The organism is Trichococcus patagoniensis, from assembly GCF_003051085.1.
Taxonomy (GTDB): domain Bacteria; phylum Bacillota; class Bacilli; order Lactobacillales; family Aerococcaceae; genus Trichococcus; species Trichococcus patagoniensis.
Genome location: NZ_QAOM01000002.1, coordinates 146489 through 161286, shown reverse-complemented (window position 1 = coordinate 161286; position 14798 = coordinate 146489). Strand labels below are relative to the sequence as shown.

Genomic DNA, 14798 nt, shown 5'->3' with positions numbered 1-14798 from the left:
TGCTCAAAAAAAAACGCGGAAGCAACCCAGCTTAGTGGTTGCTTCCGCGTTTTCTTTTTTGGGTTCTGCTTAAAACGTCTTATATTTGAGAAAAATTTACTTTCTGAATTTTCCGATCACCTTCTTGATCAGGCCGCCCAAATCGTTCCTTTTCAGAATATCCGGCAACGACAGGACGTAATGCATTCCGGTTCCGACCGTTTTCCCATAACGTTCGATCAGGTGCAGCTTACGTTCGTAGTTCAGCTTTTCCTTATCTGATAGCCAAGATGCATTGTAGTGATGGATTGTGTAGGAATTTTCGGTCAGGTTCATGGCACCGGTGTAATAATCACGCGGACAGAAATAAGCTTTCGGATAGATGCTGATGCCTTCGATTTCCTGATAGGTATCGTTTTGTTTCAAGCCCTTCTCCAACAAATAATCGGTCGTGTAATGTGGACTCGGCAAGGTGTTGAAGCTGCCGTCCGGTTTGATGAAGGAGACGCCTTCGTAGACGTCGCGCATGGCCTTGATGTGCAGATTGCCCTTGGCGGCGCCGAAACCAAGTCCCAAAGCGACGAACTTGCCGTCCTCGAAGCCCATAAACGCCTCATTTTCCAACAGCGGATCCATGTTGCGGATGATCTCCACATCCGTATCCAAATAGATGCCGCCTTGCGTATAGACGATGTCCAAGCGGGCATAATCCGGCACGAAGCCCCACTTCTTCACGTCGTAGGCTTCCTTCATGTAGCGGTTTTTGGTTATGTCATAATTGCTTTCGTTCCATTCGATGATTTCGTAATCCGGACAGAATTTCCTCCAGCTTTCGATGCAGGCTTTGTCTTTTTCCGGAATCGGCGCGCCTCCGAACCAGCAGTAATGGATGATTTTTGGTATCTTCGTCATGAGTTTCCCCTTCCGTTCTCTTTTATTTGCGCAACACTTTTTTGACGACCGCAGACCGTTCCTCTTTATTCAAAAGGACGATGAAGTTGAAGCTGATCGCAAAGATGCTCGTCAAGATGCCGGCAAAAATCAGCATCGCCCAGCCGTCTATCGGAAGGAAGTTCCGGACCAAGAGGGAGAAAGCCGATGCTACAATGACTGACAGCGTGTTCTTCAGGATGGACGGATAGAAGGACGTCCATTTTATGTTGAGGCAATGCGCCCCGTAAATCGGCAGGAAGAACAGGGAACGGATCACCGCAAAGGCTGTGCTCGTCCCAGCAATGATGTACAATTTCAACGTGTCATCATTCGTAAACTGCAAAGCCACCAAGACGATGATGATCGTAACGATCGAGTTGGCGAACATGTAGATTGAAGTCTGCTTGACCTTGTTTGTCGCCGTAAAGAGGTTCCATAGCCCTTCCAACGGCAAGACGAACATAAACTCGATGCAGGACAAAATCGTCAGCATGTACAGGAGATGCGCATCCTGGGTCGGCACCCACAGTTTATAAAAGATTTCCCCATAAGCGAACAGCGCTGCTACCGGGATACAAGCGAACAGGCCAAGGAACTTGATTGAAGACATTAATTGGTTCTTCATTTCCTTGTAATTATTCTCCGCATAGCTTATCGTCAGCTGCGGCGCATAGACGCTCGCCAAAGTCCCGAACAAAGTCAGGATTGCACTCGGCACCGTTTTAGCTACCGAAAGCACGCCCATAGCGGCCGAACTCACGTACAGATTTGTCACCAGCAGATCAAGACCGGTCGACAGAATCGAACTCAGACGCGTGAAGCTGTTCCAGATACCTGAGGAAAGCAGCACTTTGATAACATTCACATCAAAATAGCGCCGTTTGACTTTTATATCAGGAATCAGTTTACGCGTATAATGGACATTCCAAACGAAGATGTAGAGAGAGGCCACAAATGCTGCCAAACCGACATACCAGACTGAGGGAACGAAAAAACTGAATGCTGCGATCAGCACCGCTACCCGCAGGATGTTGGAGATAATGCCCTGCAGCGAAGATAAGTACAACTTATTGCGGACGAACGTCGCCACACTGTACGTTGACGAAATGATGCTGATCAGGAAATTCAGGAAGATGAATGCCCACAGCCATTGAACATCAATCAGAATCGCGTCGGACACATTGACGATTTTGTTCAGATTCAGGATGATGATGGCCGAAGGAACGCTCAATACCAAGGCTGTCATGATGTTGGCGATGACGACAGAAGTGAAATAACGGTTCGATCCTTCCACATCATTTTCGGTGATTTTGATTGTGATGAAACGACTGGCCATCGAGTTCAAAGCCACGGTGATGACTTGCGCGTAGCCGACAAAGTTGTTTGCCAAGCCGACAAACCCGTAGGCCTCGCTGCCGACATGCTCTACGACGAACGGGGTCAACAGGAAGCTGATACCCATCATCACGACAAAGCCGACGACCTGCGCTATCATATTGATGGCGAATTGTTTATTTTTATCCACTGTAACCCTCTTTTCGTTCAGGAAAAAAGGCTGCTTCAGAACCGGAATAATCGGAAAACGAAGCAGCATCTCCTGATTACTTCAATTTTTTATAAGTGCGGTAAGCCCACGCGATCGGTCGTTCATAAGAAAGGTAGGTGTTGTACAAAAAAGCCAATTTCGAACGGCCTGTGCGTTTCAAGGCATTGCGGGCCTTCTTGAGGATGCCTCTGACCGTTATTTTCGGCTCGGTCTCTTTGCGTGCATCCAATTCCAGATTAACCGACAAAGCTTCGGAAAAAAGCGATTTATAAGTGCGGTCGCTCAGTTCCGGCCGGTCCACCTCGTGGAAAAAGGCTGCCCGTTCAACCAAAGCATCCATATAATCCAGTTTGTTCTGCAGACGGAATCCGGCTTCTCCCATGATGCTGTCCTCACGTTGCCAATAATAATAGAGTGGTTTTTTCGAAATCACCGTCTGCGGCGCGAAATGGAACAGCTTGTAGGTCGTGAACTCATCCTCATGGAGTCTGCCGACCGGGAAACGAATCGTTTTAAATAAGCTGGCTTCGTACAGTTTCCCGCAGGCCATGACCAATTGCGGATGGAAATCATCACCCAAGTCGGTGTACTTCGCCAGAATAGCGTCATTCTTCATGACCGTCACCATTTCTGGCTCGGTCACAACTGGCAAGTCTTCCGTCGTCGTCTTCAGGAAATTGCAGAGCGAGATGGCGCTGTCGGTTTCCTTCAACAGATTATAGAGGTAGGCGATGTATTCTGCCGGAATCCAATCGTCGCTGTCCAGGAAGGTCAGATACCCACCCTTAGCAATAGCAATGCCAGCGTTGCGGGCGTCCGACAAACCGCCGTTCGCTTGATGGATGACCGTAATCCGACTGTCTTTCTCGGCATAGGCATCGCAGATTTTTCCGCTGTTGTCCGGCGAACCGTCGTCCACCAAAATGATGTCCAGATTTTTGTATGTCTGTGCCAGTATCGAATCCACGCAGCGGGGCAAATACGCCTCCACCTTGTAGACCGGCACGATGATGCTGATCAATTCACTCATCTCAATACCCTTTCTTGTGGCATCGGGCGGCTAATCAGCCTTTGCCCAATGCAGCCTTTATTTTGTTGAATACACGGTAGTACAGGTACAGTGTCACGCTCGCGTTTCTCTTCATCAGGTTCAGTTCCAGCTTTTTGCGCGACTCCACCGCATCCAAATCGATTTTCTCAAGGTTGGCGGCCAATTCATTATCCGCCAATATCATACCGATGTTGCGGATTTTCTCGCGGAACGGCATCGGATTGTCCTTATGCGCCTCGTTCGCCAGTGACAGCAAGGCGATTATGATGAAGCGGTTCGCCATGCGTGGTGCCAATGCAGCCACTTTGCCCTCGCGCACCAACAGCTCTTGCAGTTTCGCAAAAGCCTGTTTCTGTCGTTGATGGAAATGTGGCTTATAGGCCATCACGGTCGAACTTTCGTGGACGCGGTAGTGGTAATAGGCGCCGGCATCGATGGCGATGCGGTCGCATTTAAGGAAAGTTTCGACGCAGACAAGCAAGTCTTCCATGAAGGCGACTTCCTTGTCGAACCAGATGTTCTCTTTTTCGAGCAGCTCACGGTTTATCAGCAGCCGGCAGACGCTGCCCATAATATCCGTCTCGCCACTTCGGAAGCTCGGCTTCGCGATGACGTTCGCGACGATATCCCCGAGGATTGCTTCCTTTTCGATGGTCCCCTTTTGTTTCATCAAAACGGGAACGGTGGCTTCCTTCGTTTCTTTGACATAATTGCACATGCAGATGTCCGCCTGCGCCGTCCTCAGCGTCGCAAGCATCCGTTCGTACATATCCGTGTCCACCCAATCATCCGGATCGACGAAGCCCACATATTCCCCTGTCGCGGATCGTAGTCCGTCGTTGCGCGCTTCCGACACGCCTCCATTCGGCTTGTCGATCAGGCGGATCCGGTCGTCTGTAGCTGCGAGCGCCACGCAGACAGCCAGACTGTCATCCGTCGAACCGTCGTTTATCAGTATGATTTCGATTTCCTTCAGCGTCTGATTCGTTAAGCTGTCGACGCATTGATTTAAGTAAGGTGCCGCGTTGTAAACCGGCACGATGATGCTGACCATTGGTTTCACCCTAGGTCCTCCTCCCGATCCTGCTGGGCAGGATGTATTGACTGGCGCTACACCCTTCTGTTGTGGTGCGCGCAACAAGCCCATTACCCTCTAGTATAAGTCAATTATCCCGAATGAAAAAGGAAAAATAACAATCTTAACAAAATTGTAAAGGCGGATTGATCGTTTGGAGGGGATGTGGGGGTCGGAGCTTGGGGACGGCGGGATATTTTGGTGGAGTGGTTCCAACATTCCACAGAAAAAGGATGGGCGTTGGGCCCATCCTTCTGTCTTTTTCATATTCTGCATTTAGAACGCTTACTGATTAAATCCCTGATCTTAATAAGCCGAGTCATAGACTTCTTCTTCGTAATAGGTGTCTTCATAATAGTATTCTTCGGTATAGTAGTCTTCGGTGTACGTTGCTTCTTCGGAATACGGATCGGAATAATTCGGCGTGTAGACGTCACTTTGACCGTACGTGGATGAATCATACGTTGTATCCGTGTAAGAAGAATCCGTCGCGGAAGATTGGGTATCATAATTCGGTTCACTGCCCGAAGTCGAGATATCTTCGATTGTCACTTCCGGCAATTCCAACTCGGCACGCAGGATGTTGGACAACCGCAATCGTTCTTCCGGATTTACATAATAATAGTAAATTTCATCGATATAAACTTCTTCACCTTCGACGTAGAATTGTTGGAAATTCTCCATTGATTTACGGTAACCGCTGGCGATTGAAAGGATTTCGTCCATTGACATATTCAATTGGACATTGTCTTCCAAAGTGGCCAGGATATTTTTGTAGTTCACGACCGTTCCCATCGTCAACACTTTATCCAAAATCGCTTTGATGACCATCTGTTGGCGCTTTTGTCTGCCGAGGTCGCCTTCAGGGTCCTGTTTTCTCATCCGAGAGAATTGCAGCGCTTCGAAACCGTTCAGGATCCTTGTTTCTCCCTCGATGAATTGCGGACCATAGAAATCGAATGTCAGCGGACTCGTGATTTCGACACCGCCGATTGCATCAACGATGTCCGTCAGCCCGTCAAAGTTCACCTCAACATAGTAGTCAATCGGGACATTCAAAAATTCCTGGACTGTATTGATGGACATTTCCGTACCGCCAAAAGCGTACGCGTGGTTCATCTTGTCATAGTAGTCACCGTAATAATCGTACACGTCGCTGTATCCGACAATCTCCGCATAGCTATCGCGCGGAATGCTCAAAAGCGTTGTTGTCTTTGTGTTCGGATTCACTGTACAGACGATGATTGTGTCGCTGCGTCCTGTTTCCGAGCGCTCTTCTTCAGCAGTACCCGTGTCAGCTCCCAGCAACAAGAACGAAATCGGCTGCGTTGCCGTCTCTACTTCGATCGATTCTTCCCGCATTTCGACCACACTTACCTCGTTGTAGATCGATTCTGCGGTGCTGCCGATGTCGGAGTAAGCCTTAAACAAGTATGCAACGACACCGACCATCGCAACCATCAGAATGGAAAAGATGACCTTCCATACCCTTTTTCTCCCTTGTCTGTTTTTTCTGGTTTCATTCATTATGCGTTCCTCTTTCTCTTGAATGAATATTAGCGCATAAAACAATTGTCCTCAGGATAACTCCTGTTCTGCCTTGTCCTTGCCAGCAATACTCGTTCATCAAGTGTTTTATTGAACATAACTATATAAAATGTGTCTCAGTCCATGCAAAAAGAAGCCCACCTGTCTATCCGAGGGCACTTGTCATGGAATCTTAATAATATTATCAATAAACGAAGGAACATTCAAGATGCTAGGGTGATTAGTAATATAACAGAAATATTTCATACATATTGACTATTACAGTTCATTTCGGAAAAGTCGAAAAAAAAAGACCGGAGAACAAAATGCAAGACCACTTGACGGACTATTTTGTTGAGCTGCCTTTTTTTCTGGATAAGTTAAGCCTCGCCTATCTTCCCCACATCTTCTTTAAAAATCCGAATCTCTGTTTTTTATGAAGAACTTCCATCGGGACTTCTGTCCGGAGCATATCCCCATTAATAATAGCTTTAGCATTCTGTTGGAAGTCCAACGCTCTTTCACCCCCGAATTCAGCTTCCAGCTTAACGAAAGCTTCTCGCATGTGGAAAGACCGCCCTCTCGTGTTGTGCGCATCCGATGCGATGATATGCACCAGATTCGCTTCAATCAGCCTGCTACTGAGCTCCGCAATTTCATTCCCGAAGATACCTACATAGCTACTCGCAGTCAGCTGCGCCAGCGCGCCTCTCTCAATGAACGGCAACAATGTATTCGGATCTGCGATGACGGCTTGGTTGCGCTCAGGATGGACGATGACAGGCGTGATGCCTTTCTGATGCAACTGAAAAAAAAGCGATTCCGCATAGTGTGGAATCGACAGTGTCGGAAATTCGATCAGAAGATACTGATTATCCAAATCGGCAAAAAGAATTTCATCATTATTCACATCCGTAAGCAATTCACCGTTTAGGCGCACTTCCTGCCCAGGAAATAAGGTCAGCGCAATATCCCGTTTATCGAACTCCGCTTGCAGCTCAGCCGTCTTTTTTTCAATAACAGTTTTCACATTTTCGTAGCTACCGTTTTTATGGTGCGGCGTCACAAGGATATGGGTGATGCCTTCAGCAATAGCCAATTCAGCCATCGCCAAGGAATCCTCCAGCGTCCGGGCTCCATCATCAATGCCGGGCAGCAGATGACAATGCAAATCGATCATCAGGCCCCACCTTCGCTCTTACCGTCATAACCATAGCCGTAGCCATAACCGTAGTAATCATAAGGACTATAGCTGTTTGAATCGACACCGTTGAAAATAACTCCCAGAACGTTGGCATTCACCATCTCCAACAGTTCCTTCGCATGATGGACAGCATCCTTTCGGGAAACACCATGGCGAATGACGAAAATGACGCCATCCGTTTTCGTGGACATAATCTGCGCATCCGTCACGGAAGTGATCGGCGGCATATCATAGATAATTATGTCAAAAGCCTGTTCGAGCTTTTTAATAAGGGCCGTCATCCGATTCGAGTTCAACAATTCGGAAGGATTCGGAGGAATAGGCCCACTCGTCAAAGCGAATAGCTTGGTTCCTTCAATTTTGTTGATTACATCGGCGGCCTCTTTATCTGGAGAAGTTAATAGCGTAGTCAAGCCTTCACTGTTGTTCAAGCCAAATGTGCGCTGCAAAGTTGGCTTGCGCAAGTCGGCATCAACCAACAGGACCTTTTTCCCCTGATCGGCAAAAACGGAAGCCAGATTGGCGGAGATTGTTGATTTTCCTTCCCAAGGACCCGAAGAAGTCACCACTAGCGATTTCAAATCTTGGTCAACCATCGAGAATTGGATATTGGTACGGATAGTTCGGTATTGTTCCGCAATAACTGATTTTGGTTTCATCATGGAAATCAAGCTCAAACCTTTGCGTTGTTGGCTGTCCAATTTCTTGATTGTTCTTTTGTTTGATCCAAACATGTTCTGTCCCCCCTATGCTATTCTGTTTGTCTTGCGCGTCAGCTCTTCTTTTGCTGGCGAGAATCTTGTCGAAGCGACCTCTTCTTCGCTCATCTGCAAAATGGCTCCCAAATTCACCCAGCCCATCTGTTCCATGAATCTTTCGTCCTTGACGGTTTTATCCATGAATTCAGCCAAGAATGCCAAGCCCACACCAATCATCATGCCGACCAGCAGTCCCAACACCAAATTCATGGGTGTATTGGGTGAAACAGCATTCGTATTTACGACAGCCTCCGAAAGGATAGTCACACTGTTGACATCCAAAATGCTGCCTATTTTTTGCTCGAAGGAACTAGCCGTCGCATTTGCCAATTCTGCGGCCGTGTAAGGATTTTCATCGGTCACGGTAACACCGAAAACAAGTGAATCAGCTTCTGTCTGAACCGATATCTTATTTCGCAACTGCTCCAAGGAAATCTCAGCGCCTGTATTTGCGATGACATCCTGCAAAATGATTGGTTCCTTAATGATGCCCTGATACGTGTTGATCAGGCTCAAGTTCGTCTGGATGTCCGTGTTCGTGATCGCCTGTTCCGCATTCTGTGTCTGATTCACCACGATTTTGGAAGTTGATTGATAAGTAGGCGTGACTAAAAAGAATGTGTACAGACCCGTAAGCAATAGACCCAGCAAGCTCCAAATGATGATTCTGCCGACCCGTTGTCTTAATATTGCACATATTTCAGATAAAGATATTTCTTCCTCCATGATTAATCCCCCGCTATCTATTTTATAAAAAATTTTTTCTCGTATGAAAACAAAAAGCCTAGATACGACATCCTAGGCTCGTCAACTTCTTTAATTGTACTATATCATACTTAAAATAACTATAAATAAATAAAAAAAGTATTTTTCGACCATTTTTATTGACCCTTGCGTTCAATTTTTCCTGAACGATACACTGGAATTGACCGATTTACAGAAGATTCAGACCCGCTGCTGTTAACGAATCATAACCATTTCCATTTTGTTTGGATATTGGATTAACTTTTGTTTTGATAATAATGGTGACGGTTTGCATCTTCCGCATTGACCGGTACGCGATTGTAGACTGCGCCCAAGACATTAGCATTCACCCGCTTTAAGGCTTCAGAGGCCTTCTCAGTATCCGCCTTGGTCGAAACCCCATGTTGAACAACAAAGATGGTACCCTCCGCACGCCCAGCCACAATCTGCGCATCCGCAAACCCTAAAAGAGGCGGCGTATCATAAATGATAAGGTCGAATTGCTCCTCGAATTCTTTCTCCAAATGGAGCATCCGTCTGCTGGAAAGCAATTCTGCCGGATTTGGCGGCGTAGGACCGCCTGTTAAGACCGACAAGTCGGCCAATCTAGTGGCTTGTACATAATCCTGGACAACGCCTGTCGGATTGTTCAATAAGTCCGTCAGCCCATGCACATTAGGAAGAGCGAAATGTTCATGGATGGTCGGTCGCCTGAAATCACAGTCGGCCAACAAGACACGTTTTCCTTGTTGGGCGATTGTGATGGCCAAGTTGATGGCGACAGTTGACTTGCCGACATTATTGCTTGCCGAAGTAATCGCAAGCGAACGGAGACTAGTGTCCACCAGGGAAAAACGGATGTTCGTCCGAAGCACACGGAACTGCTCAGAGATGGCAGCCGACGGCAACGCCATGGTGATGGCAGCGCTCTGCTGCAATGGTTGACTGTTTTTTCTTCTGAACATGCTTTAGCCTCCGATTCGATCATTTGCCGTTTCCAGCGCATTAAACTGGGTTATTGCTGTGAATTCTTCCTTTTTTATCTCTGATACGACGCCGAGGTCCAGCCAGCCGATCTTCTGCGAAATGAATTGGTTGTCCTTCAGCGTATTGTCCATGAAAGTTTGCAAGAAGGCGATGCCTACACCCAGCATGGTTCCGACCAGCAATCCTAGCACTAGGTTCATTGGCACGTTCGGCGAGATTGGATTGGAATTGACGGTGGCTTCCGAAATAACCGTGACGTTTTCGACGTTCATGATTTTTCCGATGCTTGTTTGGAAGGTCTCTGCAATCTCATTTGCAATGTTGGCTGCTTCAGTCGGACTCGTCGTGGTGACTGTCAAAGAAAATACCTGTGAATCTGAATTCGAGCTGATGGATATCATACTGGCTAATTGCCCAACGCTGTAGTTAGGCTCCAATTTTTCTTGGACCTCTTTCAAAATCACTGGCCCTTTGATGATGTCTTTGTATGTACTGATCATCTGCACATTCGTATTGATGTCCTCAAGCTGAATTTCACTGAGTGTATCAGACTTATGATTCACCAACATTTGGGTTGTTGCGTCATATGTCGGGGTCACTGCAAAAAAAGTGTACAAAGCTGAAACCAAAAGCCCAAAAAATGCCAAAATAGTAATTAAAAAAATACGCTGCTTCAGGATTGCGAATATCTCGCCTAATGAAATTTCTTCTTCCATAAATGTCCCTCCAGTAAATGTGAGATGGGCTAAAAAAGATACAATATGCCAGTTGTCCCTGTATTCATTATTTTTGTTGCGTCAATACTTTCGCGCCTTCTTTGGTGATCGCGATCGTATGCTCAAATTGGCAGCTCAAGCCGCCGTCTTTTGTGCGGGCAGTCCAGCCGTTATCGTCCATTTTGGACTTCCAAACGCCTGTATTGACCATCGGCTCGATCGTAATCGTCATTCCTTCTTTCAAGCGCAATCCTTTACCGGCATCACCGTAATGCGGAATGGACGGGCTTTCGTGCATCGTCGGTCCGATGCCGTGGCCGATGAACTCGCGGACAACAGAGAAACCTTCGCTTTCGACGTAAGTTTGGATTGCATGGCCGATATCACCCACACGGTTGCCTGCTTTCGCCTGCTCGATGCCTAGATACAATGCTTTCTCGGTCACTTCCATCAGACGTTTCACTTCCGGTGTAGCTTCGCCGACCACATAACTCCAGCATGAATCGGACATGGCACCTTTGTAGTTCACGACCGTATCGACCTTGATCAAATCGCCGTTCTTCAGTACATATTTGCCCGGGAAGCCATGGCAAATTTCGTCGTTGACGCTCGTACAAGTCGCAAACTCGTACCCCTCGAAACCGATTTGTTCGCAGATGGCGCCAGCCGCTTCGATGCGCGACTGCACAAAGTTATTGATCTCCATCGTAGTCAAGCCCGGCTTGATGAAACCGCGCAATTCCTCATGGACACCCGCCAAAATCGCTCCAGACTCTTCCATAGCTTGAATTTCGCGTTCAGATTTTAAAGTTATCATATTTATCCTGTCCTCTTCCTATAAAGTATTCTTTTTCATTATACATTAAATGAGGGGGATGGCTAAATATTTTTTTCAGTGATGAAATTCCTGGCTGCCCGGAAGCTTGGCCGGAGCTGAGGTATATGTGGGAACCGGCTCCTCCGGTCAGCGACGGCTTATCCGGCGTTGCGGTGGTATCCGGCGGCTCTCCTCCGGCGAGGGACGCCTCATCGGAGATGCGGCTTTTCGGGGGATGCGAACTCCGGGGAGACCCTCTCTCCCCGGAGCTGAGACCGCCAAACGGACAGCGCTGATTGTACAGCAAAAAAGACGACCTCATCCGAGACCGTCCTGTTCTGTCTTTAACGCATACATCCGCATCCATATACTTAAATCATTCTTCATCTTGGTAGCCATAATAATAGCTGTGCTCTTTTTGGCCGCCTGGAGCACGGTTGTAGACGACGCCCAACACGTTGGCATTGACCATCTTCAACGAATCCGCGGCCTTCAAGACATCCTCTTTCATGTCCTCACCAAAGTGCACGACGAAGATGGTACCGTCAACCCGGCCGGACAAGATTTGTCCATCGGTGAAACCCAACAATGGCGGTGTATCATAGATCACCAGATCAAACCGTTCCGCTGCATCCATTTCCAGTTGCTTCATCCGATTGCTGGACAGTAATTCTGCCGGATTCGGCGGCACCGGTCCGCCAGTCAGGATGGACAGTCCCGGAACTTCAGATGTATGCAGATAATCATCAATGCCCTTGCCGACATGATTGGCCAACAAATTCGTCAGGCCTTCGTTGTTGAGTATTCCGAATTCACGGTGAACAGATGGCCTACGTAAATCGCAGTCCACCAACAGAACTTGGTTTCCTTGCAAAGCAAAAGTCACCGCCAAGTTCGCGGCCACAGTTGACTTGCCGGCCGCCGGCGTAGCTGAGAGGACAGCCAGTGACTTCAGCTTTTTATCAATCATCGAAAATTGGATGTTGGTTCTGAGCGTCCGGAACTGTTCCGAGACTGGGGAGTTCGGCATGGCCAAAGTGATGAGACCATGCGTGCGGCTCGACTTTTTCGTTTTTTTGGTTTTCTTTTTTGTTGCCTCCACCATCATCGCTTCCCCCTTTTATTGCCGACATCCATGGTCTGGCTGACGTCACTATTCTGAAGGATGACGTCGATTTTCTGTTTGGTCATGTCCGCTACGGTCACAAGCCGCTCACGGCTCGTACCTGCATGTGCAGCAGACTGTTGTTTTGGCTTTATCTTAGGTACTTCATTTTTTCCCGGTATCGCTGCGATGACAGAATGCACTTGCTCTTCTGCTGGTACTTGTTCGGATATGACAGATGGTTTTTCATCAGGTATCCGTTTCATCTTTGTCATTGTTGCAGCTTCGGAAAATTCGCCAACAATCGGCATCTCCGCTTCATTGAGCGCTTTCGCTGCTGCCGCTTTTTGTTTCTGCATGTTCGCGATTGCCGTCTTTTCTTCTTTGCTGAGTTCGGAAATAGCTCCTAGATTCGGCCAACCGATTGTTTGAATAATATACTTCTGATCATCGATGGTCTTCGCCATCGCATAACGCATCATCGCTGCTCCAAAACCGGCCAAAAGCCCGACACCCAACCCAATCAAGAGATTGTTCAGGATGTTGGGGGATATCGATTCGCTGTCCGCTACTGCCGCGGAGATGATTTTCACGTTTTCGATGTTCATGATCTCTAAGACATTGATCTGAAATGTAGCCGCGATTTCGTTGGCTATCGAGGCAGCTTCCTCCGGATCGGGGGAAGTGACCGCCAGGGAGAAGACCTGCGATTCCTCATTCGCGCTGATGAACACCATATCAGCCAATTCTTCGTCAGTATAATCAAGTTCAAGCTGCTCTTTTACGTTGCCCAGGATGACGGGGCCCAGGATGATATCCTTGTAGGTGTTGATCATCTGCACATTCGAATCGATGTCATTCAGCACCAGTCCATCCATGGCATCCGCACGATTCACCAATAGTTGCGTCCTCGATTCGTACAAAGGCGTCACCCATAAAAAAGTATACGCCGCCGCAAGCAACAGGCCCATGATGCCAATGCTGATGATCATCCCCAATCTTTGTTTGATTAATGCTGTTAGGTCCCTCAAAGAAACTTCTTCTTTCATGTTCTCCCCTCCGCATGTTTGGCTTGTGATCCCTTTCCCTCTCAAAAACGACTATGTGCAACACATCTCTTGTATACGTTTACATTATACCACGAATCATTATTTAAGAAAAAATTAGATGTGCTCAATAACGCGATGATGCCGCTCCGAAGAACCAATTGATTCGCGTCACGATCCGGTCCAGATCGGCATCCGTCATCTTCGTGTCCGACGGCAGGCATAATCCGCGCGTAAAGATATCCTCCGAAACACTCGGCTCTTCAGGGTTGTGATTGAAGAACGGTGAACCTTTGAATACTGGTTGCAGATGCATCGGCTTCCAGATTGCCCTGCCTTCGATATGCTTCGCCGCAAGATAATCGAGCAAAGCCTTCGGACGCACTTCGCATTCCGGATTGATGGTCGCGCAGCTGAGCCAGTAGTTTGGCTCCCCGTAAGGCGCAATCGGCATCATTTCCAACTCATCCAAATCACGGAAAGCTTCCTTATAGTACTCAAAAATGTATTTTTTCTTCGCGATGCGCTGATCAAGCACCTTCAGTTGTCCACGGCCGATACCGGCCACGACATTACTCATCCGATAATTATATCCGATTTCCTTGTGCTGATAATAAGGGGCGTTTTCCTTCGACTGTGTCGCCCAGAACGTCACCTTGTCGATGACGCACTTTTCGTTCGCCACCAGCATTCCCCCACCGGAAGTCGTGATGATTTTGTTACCGTTGAAGGAGTAGATTCCGATAGCGCCGATCGTGCCGGTCTGCTTGCCTTTGTAGGTAGCGCCTAAGCTTTCGGCTGCATCCTCCAGAATCGGAACGCCGTGCGCATCCGCGATGGCCTTGATGCGATCAAAATCAGCGGATTGGCCATACAGATTCACGACAATAATCGCTTTGGGATTGGGATATTTGTCAAAGGCTTTCTCCAGAGCCTGAGGCGACATATTCCAGGATTCCCGTTCCGAATCGATGAACACGGGTGTCGCGCCCTGATAGATGATCGGATTGGCCGAAGCCGAGAAGGTCAAGGATGGGCAAAAAACGACATCCCCTTTCCTGACACCCAAATACATCAAGCCCATATGGATGGCGGCCGTTCCGGAAGACAGTGCGTCCGCATAACTCGCACCAGTATAAGCGCAGATTTCCTCTTCAAAACCGGTGACGTTCGGCCCCAATGGTGCGATCCAATTAGTTTCGAAGGCTTCTTTTATGTAAGGCATTTCCAATCCGGACATGTGCGGGGAAGCCAGCAGTATCTTTTTGTCGTTCTTCATCAACATGTTCCTCTCCTTTCAAGCAGGGCGG

At 47.9% G+C, this 14798-nt stretch carries 14 protein-coding genes; all 14 read right to left on the bottom strand.

All coding sequences use genetic code 11. The annotated features are described in order from the left end of the window. Window positions 1–96: 96 nt before the first annotated feature. A complete protein-coding gene (locus C8U37_RS02015) occupies window positions 97–945 on the bottom strand; it encodes a glycosyltransferase family 32 protein (protein WP_281257475.1) in 849 nt (282 codons plus the stop codon). After that, window positions 914–2437, bottom strand: a complete 1524-nt coding sequence (locus C8U37_RS02010) for a lipopolysaccharide biosynthesis protein (RefSeq protein ID WP_170100157.1) — start codon at window positions 2435–2437, stop codon at window positions 914–916. Before C8U37_RS02010 ends, C8U37_RS02015 begins: the two co-directional genes overlap by 32 nt. Window positions 2438–2513: 76 nt before the next feature. After that, a complete protein-coding gene (locus C8U37_RS02005) occupies window positions 2514–3488 on the bottom strand; it encodes a glycosyltransferase family 2 protein (protein WP_108031622.1) in 975 nt (324 codons plus the stop codon). Window positions 3489–3522: 34 nt separating this feature from the next. After that, window positions 3523–4563, bottom strand: coding sequence for a glycosyltransferase family 2 protein (locus C8U37_RS02000; RefSeq protein ID WP_245879742.1), 1041 nt, complete (start codon window positions 4561–4563; stop codon window positions 3523–3525). A gap of 327 nt (window positions 4564–4890) precedes the next feature. Continuing rightward, window positions 4891–6111 carry an LCP family glycopolymer transferase gene (locus tag C8U37_RS01995; RefSeq protein WP_108031620.1) on the bottom strand — a complete coding sequence of 407 codons (1221 nt, stop codon included), beginning with the start codon at window positions 6109–6111 and terminating at the stop codon, window positions 4891–4893. 391 nt (window positions 6112–6502) lie between these two features. Continuing rightward, on the bottom strand, window positions 6503–7291 hold the full coding sequence (locus C8U37_RS01990) for a tyrosine-protein phosphatase (RefSeq protein ID WP_108031619.1): 789 nt from the start codon (window positions 7289–7291) through the stop codon (window positions 6503–6505). Then, complete coding sequence (locus tag C8U37_RS01985; RefSeq protein WP_108031618.1) at window positions 7291–8049, bottom strand: CpsD/CapB family tyrosine-protein kinase; 759 nt, start codon at window positions 8047–8049, stop codon at window positions 7291–7293. The genes C8U37_RS01990 and C8U37_RS01985 overlap by 1 nt, the downstream gene beginning before the upstream one ends. A gap of 12 nt (window positions 8050–8061) precedes the next feature. Beyond that, the gene (locus C8U37_RS01980) at window positions 8062–8799 is read right to left on the bottom strand and encodes a YveK family protein (RefSeq protein WP_108031617.1); all 738 of its coding nucleotides are present in this window, start codon (window positions 8797–8799) and stop codon (window positions 8062–8064) included. A gap of 275 nt (window positions 8800–9074) precedes the next feature. Beyond that, window positions 9075–9782: a CpsD/CapB family tyrosine-protein kinase gene (locus C8U37_RS01975; protein ID WP_108031616.1), complete on the bottom strand. Its 708-nt coding sequence runs from the start codon at window positions 9780–9782 to the stop codon at window positions 9075–9077. 3 nt (window positions 9783–9785) lie between these two features. Further along, window positions 9786–10520 (bottom strand): YveK family protein, encoded by a 735-nt coding sequence (locus C8U37_RS01970; RefSeq protein ID WP_108031615.1) that lies wholly within the window; start codon window positions 10518–10520, stop codon window positions 9786–9788. 67 nt (window positions 10521–10587) lie between these two features. Then, window positions 10588–11337, bottom strand: coding sequence for a type I methionyl aminopeptidase (gene map / locus C8U37_RS01965; protein ID WP_108031614.1), 750 nt, complete (start codon window positions 11335–11337; stop codon window positions 10588–10590). Window positions 11338–11713: 376 nt separating this feature from the next. Continuing rightward, window positions 11714–12442: a CpsD/CapB family tyrosine-protein kinase gene (locus C8U37_RS01955; RefSeq protein WP_108031612.1), complete on the bottom strand. Its 729-nt coding sequence runs from the start codon at window positions 12440–12442 to the stop codon at window positions 11714–11716. After that, window positions 12442–13491, bottom strand: coding sequence for a YveK family protein (locus C8U37_RS01950; RefSeq protein WP_108031611.1), 1050 nt, complete (start codon window positions 13489–13491; stop codon window positions 12442–12444). Before C8U37_RS01950 ends, C8U37_RS01955 begins: the two co-directional genes overlap by 1 nt. Window positions 13492–13615: 124 nt before the next feature. Next, on the bottom strand, window positions 13616–14767 hold the full coding sequence (locus tag C8U37_RS01945) for a DegT/DnrJ/EryC1/StrS family aminotransferase (RefSeq protein ID WP_108031667.1): 1152 nt from the start codon (window positions 14765–14767) through the stop codon (window positions 13616–13618). Window positions 14768–14798: the final 31 nt, after the last annotated feature.